Source organism: Pseudomonas putida (genome assembly GCA_041879295.1).
Classification (GTDB): domain Bacteria; phylum Pseudomonadota; class Gammaproteobacteria; order Pseudomonadales; family Pseudomonadaceae; genus Aquipseudomonas; species Aquipseudomonas putida_Y.
On sequence record CP047152.1, the window covers coordinates 1,167,236 to 1,184,003 of the forward strand.

Below are 16,768 nucleotides of genomic sequence, written 5' to 3' on the forward strand. Positions count from 1 at the left end.
AAACCTGTGGCACAAAGGAGCTTCACTGAAACGGTTTTGTTGTTGGAATTACAAGATTATTCACTGGCTGATAGAAAACAAGCCTTTTTAGTGGCAGTATTTTGTTTAAATATACAACGAGTGGTTGGGCGACGTGCCTCCACCGATGCAGCGGGCTCCTAACCATGAGCCTAGGCCGCAATCGTTTGGAGGGGAAATGCCCGGTAAACCGCCCTTACAATTAGCCTGGAGTCCAGTACATGCATCCGCGCATCCTTGAGGTCACCCAGCGGCTGGTCGAACGCAGCCGAGCCACCCGCGAACGCTACCTGCAGCTGATTCGTGGCGCGGCCAGTGACGGCCCCATGCGTGCCAGCCTGCAGTGCGCCAACTTCGCCCACGGCGTGGCCGGTTGCGGCAGCGAAGACAAGCAGACTCTGCGCCTGATGAACGCGGCCAACGTGGCCATCGTCTCGGCCTACAACGACATGTTGTCTGCCCACCAGCCGTACCTGCATTTCCCCGAGCAGATCAAGCAGGCCTTGCGCGAGGTCGGTTCGGTCGGCCAGTTTGCCGGTGGCGTGCCGGCCATGTGCGACGGTGTGACCCAGGGCGAGCCGGGCATGGAGTTGGCTATCGCCAGCCGTGAAGTGATCGCAATGTCCACGGCGGTAGCGCTGTCGCACAACATGTTCGACGCAGCACTGATGCTGGGCATCTGCGACAAGATCGTCCCCGGCCTGATGATGGGCGCGCTGCGCTTCGGCCACCTGCCGACCATCTTCGTCCCGGGCGGACCGATGGTTTCCGGCATCTCCAACAAGCAGAAGGCCGATGTGCGCCAGCGCTATGCCGAAGGCAAGGCCAGCCGCGAAGAGCTGCTGGAGTCCGAGATGAATTCCTACCATAGCCCCGGCACCTGCACCTTCTATGGCACCGCCAACACCAACCAATTGGTGATGGAGGTGATGGGGCTGCACCTGCCGGGCGCCTCGTTCGTCAACCCGTACACACCGCTGCGCGACGCACTCACCGCCGAGGCCGCGCAGCAGGTGACGCGCATGACCAAGGCCAGCGGCAGCTTCATGCCGCTGGGCGAAATCGTCGACGAGAAGGCGCTGGTCAACTCCATCGTCGCGCTGCACGCTACCGGCGGCTCGACCAACCACACCCTGCACATCCCGGCGATTGCCCAGGCTGCGGGTATCCAGCTGACCTGGCAGGACATGGCCGACCTCTCCGAAGTGGTGCCGACCCTGTCGCACGTGTACCCCAACGGCAAGGCCGACATCAACCACTTCCAGGCTGCCGGCGGCATGGCCTTCCTGATTCGTGAACTGCTCGACGCCGGCCTGCTGCACGAAGATGTCAACACCGTGGCCGGCCATGGCCTGCGCCGCTACACCCAGGAACCCTTCCTCGACGATGGCAAGCTGGTGTGGCGCGAAGGGCCGCAACAGAGCCTGGACGAAAGCATCCTGCGCCCGGTGTCGCGGCCATTCTCGGCCGAAGGCGGCCTGCGGGTGATGGAAGGCAACCTGGGTCGTGGCGTGATGAAAGTGTCTGCCGTCGCCCCTGAGCACCAGGTGGTCGAGGCCCCCGCACGGGTGTTCCAGGACCAGCAATCGCTGGCCGACGCGTTCAAGGCCGGCGAGCTGGAGCGTGACTTTGTCGCGGTGGTGCGCTTCCAGGGCCCGCGTTGCAATGGCATGCCGGAACTGCACAAGCTCACCCCGTTCCTCGGTGTGTTGCAGGACCGTGGCTACAAAGTTGCGCTGGTTACCGACGGACGCATGTCCGGTGCCTCGGGCAAGATCCCCGCGGCCATCCACGTTTGCCCGGAGGCTTACGACGGCGGCCCGCTGGCGCGGGTGCGCGATGGTGATATCGTGCGAGTCGACGGTGTCGAAGGCACGTTGCGGATCATGGTGTCGGCAGAAGAACTGGCCAGCCGTGAGCTGCCGCCAGCGCCCCAGGGCAACGACCTGGGGTGTGGGCGCGAGCTGTTCGGCTTCATGCGCATGGCGTTCAGCCCGGCAGAGCAGGGCGCCAGTGCCTTTACCTCGGCCCTGGAGCACCTCAAATGAAGCACCTGCTGGTTGGTGATATTGGCGGCACCAATGCCCGTTTTGCGTTGTGGCGTGACAACCAGCTGCATGAGGTAAAAATTTTCGCCACCGCGGACTACACCAACCCCGAGCAGGCCATCGAGGCCTATCTGGAAAGCCAGGGTATCGCCCGTGGCGGCCTGGCGGCGGTGTGCCTGGCGGTGGCCGGCCCGGTCGATGGCGATGAATTCCGCTTCACCAACAACCACTGGCGCCTGAGCCGCACGGCATTTTGCAAGACCTTGCAGGTCGAGCGACTGTTGCTGATCAATGATTTCACCGCGATGGCGCTGGGCATGACCCGTCTGCGCGAAGGCGAGTTCCGCGAGGTGTGCCCCGGCCAGGCCGACCCCTCGCGGCCGGCACTGGTGATCGGCCCAGGTACTGGCCTGGGTGTGGGCTCGTTGCTGCGTCTGGGCGAACAGCACTGGAAGGCCCTGCCGGGTGAAGGCGGGCATGTTGACCTGCCGGTAGGCAATGCTCGCGAAGCGGCAATCCACCAGCAGATCCACAGTCAGATCGGTCATGTCAGCGCCGAGGCCGTGCTCAGTGGTGGTGGCCTGGTGCGGCTGTACCAGGCGATCTGTGCGCTGGACGGCGACACGCCCAGGCACAAGACCCCGGCGCATATCACCGATGCCGCACTGGGCGGTGAGCCGCGAGCGCTGGCGGTGGTCGAGCAGTTCTGCCGTTTCCTTGGGCGAGTGGCGGGTAACAATGTGCTGACGCTGGGCGCACGAGGCGGGGTCTATATTGTTGGCGGTGTGATTCCGCGCTTTGCCGAGCTGTTCTTGCGTAGCGGGTTTGCCGCGAGTTTTGCCGACAAGGGGTGTATGAGTGGCTATTTTGCCGGGGTGCCGGTGTGGCTGGTGACGGCGGAGTTTTCCGGGTTGGAGGGGGCCGGTGTAGCGTTGCAGCAGGCGTTGGATCACTGATGGGGCCACTTGACGGCCCCGATGGCAATACCCGACAGCAGGCAAAAAGACCTGCAATCAACAAGAGGAAGGACCACCTTGAGCACTGCCGGCAAATCGATCCTGATGGTCGACGACGACCAGGAAATCCGTGAACTGCTGCAAACCTACCTGAGCCGCTCCGGCTTCCAGGTGCATGCCGAGGCTGACGGCAGGGGCTTTCGCCGTGCGCTGGAAACCACGCCCTGCGATCTGGTCATTCTTGACGTCATGTTGCCCGACGAAGACGGCTTCAGCTTGTGCCGCTGGGTACGCCAGCACCCACGCCAGGCGCGCGTACCTATCATCATGCTCACCGCCAACTCGGACGAGGCTGACCGGGTCATTGGCCTGGAACTGGGCGCTGATGACTATCTGGGCAAGCCGTTCAGCCCCCGCGAACTGCAAGCGCGAATCAAGGCTTTGTTGCGCCGCACCGAGTTCGGCCAGACGGCGCCGGGCAGCGCCGTGCTGGCCTTCGACGACTGGCGCCTGGACACGGTCAGCCACCGCCTGTTCCACCGTGATGGAGAGGAGGTGATCCTCTCCGGCGCCGACTTTGCCCTGCTCAAACTGTTCCTCGATCACCCGCAGCAAATCCTCGACCGCGACACCATCGGCAACGCCACCCGTGGCCGCGAACCGATGCCGCTGGACCGTATCGTCGACATGGCGGTCAGCCGTCTGCGCCAGCGCCTGCGCGATACCGACAAACCTCCCCGGCTGATCCGCACCGTGCGAGGCAGTGGCTACTTGTTGGCGGCGCATGTCTGCTGTGCGCCCTGAGCGGCGCTGGCGCCTGCTGCCGCGCTCCTTGCTGGGGCGCATGCTGCTGCTGACCTTGCTGGTTGTCCTGCTGGCCCAGGGGTTGTCCAGCATTATCTGGGTATCTCAGCTGCGCGCCAGCCAGCTTCAGGGGCTGCGTGCCAGCGCCAGCAGCCTGGCCCATTCCATGAGTGCCAGCGTCAGTTACTTCCGCTCGCTGCCGGTGGCCTACCGGCCGCTGGTGCTCGACCAATTGCGCAGCATGGGCGGCACGCGTTTTTTCGTGTCGCTTAACGCCACGCCGCTGGACATGCAGGCACTGCCCATCACCCCTCGCAAGCAGGCGGTGATCGATGTGTTCCAGCAGGTGCTGCACGAGCGCCTGGGTTCACAGATGGAAATTTCCGTAGCGTTCGTCGCCCCCGACGACCTGCGTATCTTCAACAGTGGCCTGAAGCTCGACGAGCTACCGCGCTCCTGGGCGCATTACTCGTTGACCCTGGAACCACTCAACCCGCCGGTGCTGGTAACGCAGATCCGTCTGGGTGAGGGGGAGTGGTTGTATATCGCCTCGTTGCTGCCTGAACCCTATACCAGCCTGGAGGCCGAACGCCTGCCTCGGCAGCAGATCGGTTTCATCGTGCTCACCACAACCTTGCTGCTGCTGTTCATCGGCCTGCTGGTGCACTGGCAAAGTTGGCCGCTCAAACGGCTGGCGCGGGCTGCGCGGGAAATGTCGTTGGGCGCCGATGTGGCGCCGTTGGCTGAAGCGGGCGGCAGTGAAGTGGTCGAGGTTAGTCGGGCGTTCAACAGCATGCGTGAGCGAATCAGCCGCTACCTGACTGAACGCAGCCAGTTGTTCAGCGCCATTTCCCACGACCTGCGCACGCCAATCACCCGCTTGCGCCTGCGTGTCGAACTGCTGGAGGACGAGCGCCTGCAGGCCAAGTTCAGCCAGGATCTGGACGAGCTGGAGTTGCTGGTCAAAGGCGCCTTGCAGTGCGTAAAGGACACCGACATCCACGAAAACATCGAGCCGGTCGACCTCAACCAGGTGCTGGAGATTCTGGCCGAGCCTTACCTGGGCGATGGTCGCATCACCGTCGAGGGCCAGGCGCTGGCGCCTTACCCGGGCAAGCCGCTGGCATTGCGTCGTTGCATCGGCAACCTGATCGACAACGCCATCAAGTACGGCGAACGGGCGCGGCTGCGCATCATCGACGGGGCAGAAGGCTTTGTGCTGCAGGTGGATGACCAGGGGCCCGGGGTGCCGCAGCAGCAGCTGGAACAGGTGTTCGAGCCGCATTTCCGTCTGGCCGGGCAGCAGCAGGGGTATGGGCTGGGGTTGGGCATTGCGCGCAACATCGCCCATAGCCATGGGGGCGAGGTGAGCTTGCTGAACCTGCGCGAGGGCGGGCTGCGGGTGACTCTGTATCTGCCACGGGGTATGGATTGATTTTTTGGGGTGCCTGTGTGGGCCTCTTCGCGGGCAAGCCCGCTCCCACAGGTACAGCGTAAACTTGGAAGGCTGTGTGGTCTTTGTGGGAGCGGGCGCGCCCGCGAAGAGGCCAATACAGGCAGGCGAAATGTCACTGACCGGTGACAATCCCGCCGTCCTTCGTGACATCCGCCATGACCCCGCTGGCTAGAATTCGCAAATGACTGGCAAGGATCAAGCTGGCCCATGACCTCCCTCAACCTGTCCGCTGACAGCTGGCTCAATGCCCCGGCCCACAACGCCTGGCGCTTGGCCGAAGCACAGCGCCTGCTGGCCTTTGCCAAGGCCGCGAAACTACCCGACGGTTTCGGCAATCTGGATGCCAACGGGCAACTCGCCCCTGGTGCCCGTGCCGAAACCATGAACACCGCCCGTATGACCCATTGCTTCGCCTTGGCCCATCTGCAGGGCATCCCTGGCAGCCTGGCCTATGCCGAGCACGGTGTGGCAGCACTGCGCGGAGCCATGCAGGATGCCGACCACGGCGGCTGGTTCGCTCACCCCGACGGCCACGTCGATAGCGGCAAGGCGGCGTACCTGCATGCCTTCGTCGCGCTGGCCGCCAGCTCGGCGGTGGTGGCCGGCGTTGTCGACGCCAATACGCTATTGGCAGACGCAATCCAGGTGATCGAAGCGCATTTCTGGAGCGAAGAAGAAGGTGCCCTGCGGGAAGCCTTCTCCCGCGCCTGGCAGCTCCCCGAGCCGTACCGGGGCGCCAACAGCAACATGCACGCGACCGAGGCCTTTCTGGCTTTGGCAGATGCCACCGGCAACGGCCTGTGGCTGCAACGCGCCCTGCGAATTACCGAACGCATCATCCATGGCCATGCTGCCGCCAACGGTTATCGGGTGATCGAACATTTCGATGCCCATTGGGCACCGCTGCCGGATTACAACCTCGAACACCCCGCCGACCCCTTTCGGCCTTATGGCACTACACCCGGGCATGCCCTGGAGTGGGCGCGGTTGCTGCTGCACCTGGAAGCCAGCCTTGAACGGGCCGGCCTGTGCGCCCCGCAATGGCTGCCGAACAGTGCCCGCGCATTGTTCGACACCGCCTGCCAGCAGGCCTGGAACGTCGATGGTGAACCGGGTTTCGTCTATACGCTGGACTGGGCTGATCGCCCGGTGGTGCATGCACGACTGCACTGGGTGCACGCCGAGGCCTGCGCCGCTGCGGCAGCCCTGTTGCAACGCACCGGCGAGGCGCATTACGAACAGTGGTACCGCTGCTGCTGGGGCTTTATCGCCAATCATTTCATCGACCCCATCGGCGGCAGCTGGCACCACGAACTCGATGCACACAACCAGCCGGCCGGCACCCTCTGGCCGGGCAAGCCCGACCTCTATCACGCCTACCAGGCGCTGCTGTTGCCAGGCTTGCCCCTGGCACCCAGCCTGGCCAGCAACCTGGGCGGCAATGTAACCAAACGATGACATTCACGCATCGCTTCGTTACCTGACGAGGCGAGCGCGCTGTTTAGACTTCATGCAACGCAAGCGATCGACTTGCACGGCATAACAACAAGAAAGGTGCCTCGATGAATTCCACGCTCCGTTTCGCTGCCGCAATTTCCTTTGCCTCCTTGATCCCCCTGGGTGCCCAGGCTGCTGACGCCAAAGGCAGCGTCGAAGTGGTGCACTGGTGGACCTCCGGTGGTGAAAAAGCCGCGGTCGATGTGCTCAAGGCCCAGGTCGAAAAAGATGGCTTCATCTGGAAGGACGGCGCCGTTGCCGGCGGCGGCGGTGCCACGGCCATGACCGTGCTGAAGAGCCGCGCGGTGGCCGGCAACCCGCCTGGCGTCGCGCAAATCAAGGGCCCGGACATCCAGGACTGGGCGGCCACCGGCCTGCTGGACGCCGATGTGCTCAAGGATGTGGCCAAGGAAGAAAAGTGGGACTCCCTGCTGGACAAGAAAGTCGCCGACACCGTGAAGTACGACGGTGATTATGTTGCCGTGCCGGTGAATATCCACCGTATCAACTGGCTGTGGATCAACCCCGAAGTATTCAAGAAGGCCGGCATCGACAAGGCGCCCACCACCCTCGAGGAATTCTACGCCGCCGCTGACAAGCTCAAGGCTGCTGGCTTCATCCCGCTGGCCCATGGTGGCCAACCCTGGCAGGACAGCACCGTGTTCGAAAGCGTGGTGTTGTCGGTAATGGGCGTCGACGGCTACAAGAAGGCCTTGGTCGACCTCGACAACACCGCCCTGACCGGCCCGGACATGGTCAAGGCGCTGACCGAGCTGAAGAAGGTCGCCACCTACATGGACCCGGACGGCAAGGGCCAGGACTGGAACCTGGAAGCCGCCAAGGTCATCAACGGCAAGGCCGGCATGCAGATCATGGGCGACTGGGCCAAGAGCGAATGGACCCTGGCGAAGAAAACCGCCGGCAAGGATTACCAGTGCGTGCCATTCCCCGGCACCGACAAGGCGTTCCTGTACAACATCGACTCGCTGGTGGTGTTCAAGCAGAACAACGCTGGCACCTCTGCTGGCCAGCAGGATATCGCCCGCAAGGTGCTGGGTGAGGACTTCCAGAAGGTCTTCAGCATCAACAAGGGCTCGATCCCGGTACGCAACGACATGCTTGCCGACATGGGCAAGTATGGTTTCGATGCCTGTGCTCAAACCTCCGCCAAGGACTTCCTGGCCGACTCCAAAACGGGCGGCCTGCAACCGAGCATGGCGCACAACATGGCCACCACGCTGGCCGTGCAGGGCGCGTTCTTCGATGTGGTGACCAACTACATCAACGACCCCAAGGCCGACCCGGCCGATGCGGCGAAGAAGCTGGCGGCGGCGATCAAGGCTGCCCGGTAACGGCTGTTCGCGGGCACGCCCGCTCCCAGATGGGCCCTGCTCACCACTGTTCCTGGTCATGACGCCGGACCTGTGGGAGCGGGCTTGCCCGCGAAGCGGTGCGCAGCACCGCCACTACCTCGGGATTCAATACATGAGCACTACCACCGCCCAACTGCGGGCCTCACCCCTGGACGCGCTTCAGCGCTGGCTGCCCAAGCTGGTGCTGGCACCCAGCATGTTCATCGTCCTGGTGGGCTTCTACGGCTACATCCTCTGGACCTTCGTGCTGTCCTTCACCACCTCGACCTTTCTGCCCACCTACAAGTGGGCGGGCCTTGCGCAATACGCCCGTCTGTTCGACAACGACCGCTGGTGGGTGGCGAGCAAGAACCTGCTTCTGTTCGGCGGCCTGTTCATCGCCATCAGCCTGGCCATCGGTGTGTTGCTGGCGGTGCTGCTGGACCAGCGCATCCGCCGTGAGGGCTTCATTCGCACCATTTACCTGTACCCCATGGCGTTGTCGATGATCGTCACCGGCACCGCGTGGAAATGGCTGCTCAACCCCGGCATGGGCCTGGACAAGCTGTTGCGTGACTGGGGCTGGGAGGGTTTTCGCCTGGACTGGCTGATCGACCCTGACCGGGTCGTGTACTGCCTGGTGATCGCCGCCGTGTGGCAGGCCTCGGGCTTTATCATGGCGATGTTCCTCGCCGGCCTGCGCGGCGTTGACCAATCGATCATCCGCGCCGCACAGATCGACGGTGCCAGCTTGCCGCGCATCTACTGGACTGTAGTGCTGCCCAGCCTGCGCCCAGTGTTCTTCAGCGCGCTGATGATCCTTTCGCACATTGCCATCAAGAGCTTCGACCTGGTGGCGGCAATGACGGCCGGCGGCCCGGGTTACTCGTCCGACCTGCCTGCAATGTTCATGTATTCGTTCACCTTCAGCCGCGGCCAGATGGGCATAGGCTCGGCCAGCGCCATCCTCATGCTCGGGGCGATCCTGGCGATCCTCGTGCCTTACCTGTACTCGGAGCTGCGGAGCAAACGCCATGCATAGTCCTGTCGACAAGCCGGTGCTCAGCTTCAGCCGTATGGCCATCCATACCGTGTTGCTGATCGCCGTGCTGCTGTATCTGGTGCCGCTGGTGGTGATGCTGCTGACCAGCTTCAAGACCCCCGAAGACATCAGCACCGGCAACCTGCTGAGCTGGCCTGCGGTGATTACCGGCATAGGCTGGGCCAAGGCCTGGGCAGCGGTCAGCGGTTACTTCTGGAACTCGATCATGATCACCGTGCCAGCGGTGCTGATCTCCACCGCTATTGGTGCACTGAACGGCTATGTGCTGTCGATGTGGCGCTTTCGGGGTTCGCAACTGTTCTTCGGCCTGCTGCTGTTCGGCTGCTTCCTGCCGTTCCAGACCGTGCTGCTGCCGGCCTCGTTCACCCTCGGCAAGCTTGGCCTGGCCAGCACCACCAGCGGCCTGGTGCTGGTGCATGTGGTCTACGGCCTGGCCTTCACCACGCTGTTCTTCCGCAACTTCTACGTGAGCATCCCCGACGCGCTGGTCAAGGCCGCACGGTTGGACGGTGCCGGGTTCTTCACCATCTTCCGCCGCATCATCCTGCCGATGTCCACGCCGATCATCATGGTCTGCCTGATCTGGCAGTTCACCCAGATCTGGAACGACTTCCTGTTCGGCGTGGTGTTCTCCAGCGGCGATTCGCAACCGATCACCGTAGCCCTGAACAATCTGGTCAATACCAGCACCGGGGCCAAGGAATACAACGTCGACATGGCGGCAGCGATGATCGCTGGCCTGCCAACCCTGCTGGTCTACGTGGTGGCAGGCAAATATTTCGTGCGCGGGCTGACGGCCGGCGCGGTCAAGGGGTAAGCCATGGCAACGCTCGAACTTCGCAATGTGAACAAAACCTACGGCAGCGGCCTGCCGGACACCCTCAAGGACATCCAGCTGTCGATCAAGGATGGCGAGTTCCTGATCCTGGTGGGGCCGTCGGGCTGCGGCAAGTCGACCTTGATGAACTGTATCGCCGGCCTGGAGCAGATTACCGGCGGCGCCATCCTCATCGACGAGCAGGACGTCAGTGGCATGAGCCCCAAGGACCGCGATATCGCCATGGTGTTCCAGTCCTATGCGCTGTACCCCACCATGAGCGTGCGTGAGAACATCGAGTTCGGCCTGAAGATCCGCAAGCTGCCCCAGGCCGCCATCGACGAGGAAGTGGCGCGGGTGGCCAAGTTGCTGCAGATCGAACACTTGCTGGCGCGCAAGCCGGCGCAGCTGTCCGGTGGCCAACAGCAGCGCGTGGCCATGGGCCGGGCACTGGCGCGGCGACCCAAGATCTACCTGTTCGATGAACCCCTGTCCAACCTCGATGCCAAGCTGCGGGTCGAAATGCGCACCGAAATGAAGTTGATGCACCAGCGCTTGAAGACCACCACGGTGTACGTCACCCATGACCAGATCGAGGCCATGACCCTGGGCGACAAGGTGGCGGTGATGAAGGACGGCATCATCCAGCAGTTCGGCACCCCGCAGCAGATCTACAACGACCCAGCCAACCAGTTCGTGGCCAGCTTCATCGGTTCGCCGCCGATGAACTTCATTCCGGTGCGTCTGGCCAGGCACGATGGCCACTTGCTGGCGCTGCTCGACAGCGGCCAGGCGCGCTGCGAGCTGCCTTTGGGGCTGGCTGCTGACGAGCTGGAGGGGCGCGAGATCATCCTCGGCATCCGCCCTGAGCAGATCGCCCTGGGCGCTGCTGACGGCAATGGTTTGCCGGGTATCCGCGCCGAGGTGCAGGTCACAGAGCCCACCGGGCCGGACCTGCTGGTGTTCGTCACGCTCAACCAGACAAAAGTGTGCTGCCGCCTTGCACCGGATGTGGTGTGCCGGGTGGGTGACACCCTCAACCTGCAATTCGACCCGGCCCGGGTGCTGCTGTTCGACGCCGACAATGGCGAGCGCCTGCACCTGGCCAGCACTGGCGCAACTGCAAAGGACAACGTGGCTCACTTCAAAGGCCGTTGACTCGTCTACACCATCAATAAGAAAAAAGAGGACGCAAAGGGATGGAACAGCGCAAACGCATCAAGACACTGGGATCGTTGGCCTTGCTTGCACTTGTAGGCAGCAGCGGTACCCAGGCTGCCGAGGCTTTTTCCAGCGAATCAAAATGGATGACCGGCGATTGGGGCGGCACCCGGACCGAGCTGCTGGACAAGGGCTATGACTTCACCCTCGACTATGTGGGCGAGGTGGCTGGCAACCTGCATGGCGGCTACAACGACGACAAGACCGCACGCTACAGCGACCAGTTCGCCCTCGGCGCGCATCTGGACTTGCAGAAGATACTGGGCTGGCATGATGCCGAGTTCAAGCTGGCAATCACCGAGCGAAGCGGTCGCAACCTGTCCAACGACCGCATCAGCGACCCGCGCGCCGGGCAGTTCAGCTCGGTGCAGGAGGTGTGGGGCCGTGGCCAGACCTGGCGCCTGACCCAGATGTGGATCAAGCAGAAGTACTTCGACGGCGCACTGGACGTGAAATTTGGCCGCTTTGGCGAAGGCGAGGACTTCAACAGCTTCCCTTGTGACTTCCAGAACTTGGCTTTCTGCGGCTCGCAGGTGGGCAACTGGGTGGGCGGCATCTGGTACAACTGGCCGGTCAGCCAGTGGGCGCTGCGGGTGAAGTACAACATCACGCCGGAGTTCTTCGTACAGGTCGGGGCCTTCGAGCAGAACCCTTCCAACCTGGAAACCGGCAACGGCTTCAAGCTCAGCGGCAGTGGCACCAAGGGTGCGATCTTGCCGGTGGAAGCGGTGTGGTCGCCCAAGGTCAATGGCCTGCCGGGCGAGTACCGCCTGGGTTACTACTACAGCACGGCCAAGGCTGACGATGTGTTCGACGACGTCAACGGCAACCCGCAGGCGCTGACAGGTGAAGCCTTTAAGTCGCACTCCAGCAAGCACGGATGGTGGGTGGTGGCGCAACAGCAGGTCACCGCCCACGGCGGCGACGTCAACCGTGGCCTCAGCCTGTTCGCCAACTTTACCGTGCACGACAAGGCCACCAACGTGGTCGACAACTACCAGCAGGTAGGGTTGGTCTACAAAGGTGCTTTCGACGCTCGGCCCAAAGATGACATCGGCTTCGGCGTGGCGCGAATTCATGTGAATGACGACGTGAAGAAGCGCGCCGAGTTGCTCAACGGCCAAAGCGGCATCAACGATTACGACAACCCTGGTTTCGTGCCGCTGCAGCGCACCGAGTACAACGCAGAGCTCTACTACGGCTTCCACGTTACCAACTGGCTGACCGTGCGGCCTAACCTGCAGTACATCAAGAGCCCTGGCGGGGTGGACGAGGTAGATAACGCGCTGGTCGCTGGCTTGAAGATTCAGTCGTCATTCTGAGGGCACTTGTTGTAAATTTACGCCAATCCATTATCGGTTCCTGGCACCCACTGGTCTGCAGTGGGTGTCGGGGATAGGCCGAGACAGCGCTATCTCGAACAACAAGAGCTCTGAACCATGCCCGAACATCCGCTCCATCGCTTCTTTTCCTCGCAGCGGCCACGGCCGACATTCGAATGGGAGCGTTACCAGCAGCGCGATGTCCTGATCATCGACCACCCCCGTTGCCAGGCGGTGTTCAGCCGCCAGGGCGCGCAGTTGCTGCACTTTCAACCGGCGGGTGAACGGCCGTGGCTGTGGTGCGCCGAACAGTGGCCGCAGGTGGGGGCGATCCGCGGTGGTGTACCGGTGTGCTGGCCCTGGTATGGCTGCCATCCCAGCGAAGACCTGTGGCCGGACCACGGCTGGGCGCGGCTGCTGGACTGGAAACTGGTGGACAGCCGTGAGGACGAGGAGGGTGTGACCCTGAAATGGCGGCTGGACCTGTGCGACTGGCAAGTCGACCTGCACGCCCGGCTAGGTAGCCGTATGGAGCTGAGCCTGAGCACCGAACATCAGGATAGCGAGCCCTGCCAGCTGAGCCATGCGCTGCTGGCGTACTGGCGCATCAGTGACGTGTCAGAGATAGCGCTGTCTGGGCTGGAAGACATTGAAGGCTACGACCGCCTCAACCGCCAGGCTTGCCGTGAAGATGGCGCGCTGAAGCTCAAGGGCGGCTGCCAGAAGGTCTACCCCGGTACGCCACGGGTGCAATTGCAGGACCCAGCCTGGCAGCGCGAGCTGTGCATCGACACCGGTGACAGCGACGACACCGTGGTCTGGCACCCTGGCAATCGCCCGCTGATGGGGGTGACGGGCCGCGAGTCGCAGCGTTTTGTCTGCGTCGAGGCGACCAGCGGCAGTGGCGAAGGCCTGAGCCTGGCGCCTGGGCAGCGTGCGCACCTGCGTTTGCAGGCGCACCGGCTCAGTTGAGTTCGTCGTCCTCGATCGGGTAGCGGCTGGCGTTGAGGCTTTCCTTGATCTTGCGCAGGTGGGGCTGGAAGTCCACGCCGCGGCGCAGGGTCATGCCGGTGGCCAGCACATCGAGCACGGTCAGCTGGATGATCCGCGAGGTCATCGGCATGTAGATGTCGGTATCTTCCGGCAGCGGGATGTGCAGGCTCAGGCTGCAGGCATTGGCCAGTGGCGAGCCTGCGGCGGTCAGGCCCAGCACCGAAGCGCCGTTTTCACGTGCCAGGCGTGCCACTTCGACCAGTTCGCGGGTGCGTCCGGTGTAGGAAATGATCACGAACAGATCGCCGGTGTGGGCGACCGAGGCCAGCATGCGTTGCATCAGCACATCGGCGTGGGCCGACACGGCCAGGTTGAAGCGGAAGAACTTGTGCTGCGCATCCAGGGCCACTGGAGCCGAGGCTCCAAGGCCGAAGAAGTGGATCTGCCGGGCCTGGATCATCATGTCCACGGCGCGGCTGACCTGCTGCGGGTCCAGTTGCTGGCAGGCGCTGTCAAGCGAGGCGATGGCGCTGGCGAAGATTTTCTGGGTGTAGGCGGCCGGGTCATCGTCGGCCTCCACCGCGCGGCTGACATAGGCGGCACCACTGGCCAGGCTCTGCGCCAGTTGCAGCTTGAGTTCGGGGTAGCCGCTGACGCCGAACGAGCGGCAGAAGCGGTTGACGGTCGGTTCGCTGACCTTGGCCGCCTGGGCCAGCGCAGCGATGCTGAAACGGGTGGCTTGTTGCGGGTTGAGCAGGATGACTTCGGCGACTTTGCGTTCGGCCTTGTTCAGCTCGTCGAGGCGGCCCTGGATCTGTTCCAGGAGGTTTCGCACGCGGTCCATGGGTGTGTCCTTGGGTCGGGAAGACAGCCGGCTGTGGGAGCAGCAGGCTTTTTGCACGGTCGTCTATCGTACTGTCGGTGCGGTTGGCGTACCACTTGTCTGTAACACTTGTGTGTAATGTTGTGGTTTTTACTACATTTCCCCTTGAAAACCGTGTGTGAAAGCGGTATTCCTAGACCAACTTTAGGAAAGAACCAACATCATGGCTGCAATCAGTGTCGAACCTTGCACCTTTGCCCTGTTTGGCGCCCTCGGCGACCTGGCACTGCGCAAGCTGTTTCCTGCGCTCTACCAGCTCGACCGGGCCAACCTGTTGCACCCGGAGACCCGCCTGCTGGCCCTGGCTCGCGAGGCCGGCAGTGCGCAGGAGCACCTGGACAGTATCGAAGCCCACCTGCGCCGGCACGTGCCCGAGACAGACATCGAGCCTGCTGCGCTGGGGCGCTTCCTCGCCCGCCTGAATTACCAGCACCTGGACTTCCTTCAGCCCGAGGGTTACCAGGCCCTTGCCGAGCAACTGCCTGGCGAGCTGCCGCTGATCGCCTACTTCGCCACGGCGGCGGCCGTGTATGGGGCCATCTGCGAAAACCTCGACAAGGTCGGGCTGGCTGCGTGCACCCGGGTAGTGCTCGAGAAACCTATTGGCCACGACCTGGAGTCGTCGCGCCGGGTCAACGATGCCGTGGCGCGGTTCTTCCCTGAAAGTCGGGTCTATCGCATCGACCACTACCTGGGCAAAGAGACGGTGCAGAACCTGATTGCCCTGCGTTTCGCCAATAGCCTGTTCGAAACCCAGTGGAACCAGAATTCCATCTCCCATGTGGAGATTACCGTGGCGGAAAAGGTCGGTATCGAGGGCCGTTGGGGCTATTTCGACAAGGCCGGCCAGCTACGCGACATGATCCAGAACCACCTGCTGCAGTTGCTGTGCCTGATCGCCATGGACCCGCCCAGCGAACTGTCCGCCGATGCCATCCGTGACGAGAAGGTGAAAGTGCTGAAGGCCCTCGCACCGATCACCGGCGACGGCCTGAGCACCAGTGTGGTGCGCGGCCAGTACATTGCTGGCTACAGCGAAGGCAAGCCGGTGCCTGGTTACCTGGAAGAAGACAACGCCAACGCTCAGAGCGACACCGAAACCTTCGTCGCCCTGCGCGCCGACATCCGTAACTGGCGCTGGTCGGGCGTGCCGTTCTACCTGCGAACCGGCAAGCGCATGCCGCAAAAACTGTCGCAGATCGTCATTCACTTCAAGGAAACGCCGCACTACATCTTCGCCCCGGAACAGCGTTTGCAGATCGGTAACAAGCTGATCATCCGCCTGCAACCGGACGAAGGCATTTCTTTACGGGTGATGACCAAGGAGCAGGGCCTGGACAAAGGCATGCAACTGCGCAGTGGCCCATTGCAGCTGAATTTTTCCGATGCCTGGCGCAGTGCAAGAATTCCGGATGCCTACGAGCGGCTGTTGCTCGAAGTGATGCGCGGCAACCAGAACCTGTTCGTGCGCAAGGACGAAATCGAGTATGCCTGGAAGTGGTGCGACCAGTTGATCGCCGGCTGGCGTAATGCGGGCGACGCGCCCAAGCCGTACGCTGCGGGCTCCTGGGGGCCGATGAGCTCGATTGCACTGATCACACGCGATGGGAGGGCGTGGTATGGGGATATCTGAACTGAAACTGCCAGCGGCCGTGAAGGCTCATGAACTGGCGGATGCCAAGGCACTGTCCGTGTCCTTGGCTCATGATGTGGCTGAGCGCCTGCGCGCAGCGATTGCCGCCAAGGGGCAGGCCTGCTTGGTGTTGTCTGGCGGACGCAGCCCGGTGCCGTTCCTGGAGAAGCTGGCCAGCGAGAATCTGGACTGGGCCAAAGTCATCGTCAGCCTGGCTGATGAGCGCTGGGTGCCGGTAGAGCACGTCGACAGCAATGCCGGCCTGCTGGCCCGCCACCTGTTGAAGGGCGCAGCCGCCAAGGCCCGCTTCGTTGGCCTGTACCACCAGGCGGAGAACCTCGATGCAGCTGCGCTCAAAGCTGACCAGGCCTTGGCTGAGCTACCGCCGATCGACGTGCTGGTGCTGGGCATGGGCGACGATGGCCATACCGCCTCGCTGTTCCCCGCCAGTCCCAACCTGGAAGCAGGCCTGGACCCGGCCGGCCCACGCCGCTGCCTGCCGCTGCTGGCGCCGAGCGTGCCGCACCAGCGCCTGTCGATGACCCGTTCGCTGCTGGCCAGTGCTGCCTTCATCGCGCTGTCTGTGCAAGGCCAGAGCAAACTCGCTACCCTGCGCGCCGCGCTGGCGGGCAACGACCTTACTGAAATGCCGATTCGCGCTTTTCTTCACGACCCCCTGGACATCTACTGGTGCCCATGAGCCAA

General features: G+C 63.1%; 14 protein-coding genes. 13 read left to right on the plus strand and 1 reads right to left on the minus strand.

Going from position 1 to position 16,768, the window contains the following annotated elements:
- Positions 1 to 239 precede the first annotated feature (239 nt).
- The 11 genes from GST84_05455 (at position 240) to GST84_05505 (ending at position 13,526) form a co-directional block, all read left to right on the plus strand.
- Positions 240 to 2,066, plus strand: a complete 1,827-nt coding sequence (locus GST84_05455) for a phosphogluconate dehydratase (GenBank protein ID XGB11837.1) — start codon at positions 240 to 242, stop codon at positions 2,064 to 2,066.
- On the plus strand, positions 2,063 to 3,022 hold the full coding sequence (locus GST84_05460; protein ID XGB11838.1) for a glucokinase: 960 nt from the start codon (positions 2,063 to 2,065) through the stop codon (positions 3,020 to 3,022). The genes GST84_05455 and GST84_05460 overlap by 4 nt, the downstream gene beginning before the upstream one ends.
- 78 nt (positions 3,023 to 3,100) lie before the next feature.
- Entirely contained in the window at positions 3,101 to 3,826 is a 726-nt protein-coding gene (locus tag GST84_05465; GenBank protein XGB11839.1) for a response regulator, read from the plus strand.
- Entirely contained in the window at positions 3,807 to 5,261 is a 1,455-nt protein-coding gene (locus GST84_05470; protein XGB11840.1) for a HAMP domain-containing protein, read from the plus strand. Before GST84_05465 ends, GST84_05470 begins: the two co-directional genes overlap by 20 nt.
- Positions 5,262 to 5,489: 228 nt before the next feature.
- Positions 5,490 to 6,740 (plus strand): sugar isomerase, encoded by a 1,251-nt coding sequence (locus GST84_05475; protein ID XGB11841.1) that lies wholly within the window; start codon positions 5,490 to 5,492, stop codon positions 6,738 to 6,740.
- Between the two features lie 104 nt (positions 6,741 to 6,844).
- Complete coding sequence (locus tag GST84_05480; GenBank protein XGB11842.1) at positions 6,845 to 8,131, plus strand: sugar ABC transporter substrate-binding protein; 1,287 nt, start codon at positions 6,845 to 6,847, stop codon at positions 8,129 to 8,131.
- 133 nt (positions 8,132 to 8,264) lie between these two features.
- The gene (locus tag GST84_05485; protein XGB11843.1) at positions 8,265 to 9,173 is read left to right on the plus strand and encodes an ABC transporter permease subunit; all 909 of its coding nucleotides are present in this window, start codon (positions 8,265 to 8,267) and stop codon (positions 9,171 to 9,173) included.
- Positions 9,166 to 10,011 (plus strand): ABC transporter permease subunit, encoded by an 846-nt coding sequence (locus tag GST84_05490; GenBank protein ID XGB11844.1) that lies wholly within the window; start codon positions 9,166 to 9,168, stop codon positions 10,009 to 10,011. Before GST84_05485 ends, GST84_05490 begins: the two co-directional genes overlap by 8 nt.
- Before the next feature lie 3 nt (positions 10,012 to 10,014).
- Positions 10,015 to 11,169: a sn-glycerol-3-phosphate ABC transporter ATP-binding protein UgpC gene (gene ugpC, locus GST84_05495; protein ID XGB11845.1), complete on the plus strand. Its 1,155-nt coding sequence runs from the start codon at positions 10,015 to 10,017 to the stop codon at positions 11,167 to 11,169.
- A gap of 41 nt (positions 11,170 to 11,210) precedes the next feature.
- Positions 11,211 to 12,554, plus strand: coding sequence for a porin (locus GST84_05500; protein XGB11846.1), 1,344 nt, complete (start codon positions 11,211 to 11,213; stop codon positions 12,552 to 12,554).
- Positions 12,555 to 12,671: 117 nt separating this feature from the next.
- Positions 12,672 to 13,526, plus strand: a complete 855-nt coding sequence (locus tag GST84_05505; protein ID XGB11847.1) for a D-hexose-6-phosphate mutarotase — start codon at positions 12,672 to 12,674, stop codon at positions 13,524 to 13,526.
- Here the strand turns inward: GST84_05505 and hexR are convergent.
- Positions 13,519 to 14,391, minus strand: coding sequence for a transcriptional regulator HexR (hexR, locus tag GST84_05510; GenBank protein XGB11848.1), 873 nt, complete (start codon positions 14,389 to 14,391; stop codon positions 13,519 to 13,521). The two genes, GST84_05505 and hexR, sit on opposite strands and share 8 nt — an antisense overlap.
- Positions 14,392 to 14,593: 202 nt before the next feature.
- Here hexR and zwf point away from each other — a divergent pair, with 202 nt between their 5' ends.
- Together zwf and pgl are read left to right on the plus strand one after the other, a co-directional pair.
- Positions 14,594 to 16,063, plus strand: a complete 1,470-nt coding sequence (gene zwf, locus GST84_05515; protein ID XGB11849.1) for a glucose-6-phosphate dehydrogenase — start codon at positions 14,594 to 14,596, stop codon at positions 16,061 to 16,063.
- Positions 16,050 to 16,763 carry a 6-phosphogluconolactonase gene (pgl, locus tag GST84_05520; GenBank protein XGB11850.1) on the plus strand — a complete coding sequence of 238 codons (714 nt, stop codon included), beginning with the start codon at positions 16,050 to 16,052 and terminating at the stop codon, positions 16,761 to 16,763. Before zwf ends, pgl begins: the two co-directional genes overlap by 14 nt.
- Positions 16,764 to 16,768: the final 5 nt, after the last annotated feature.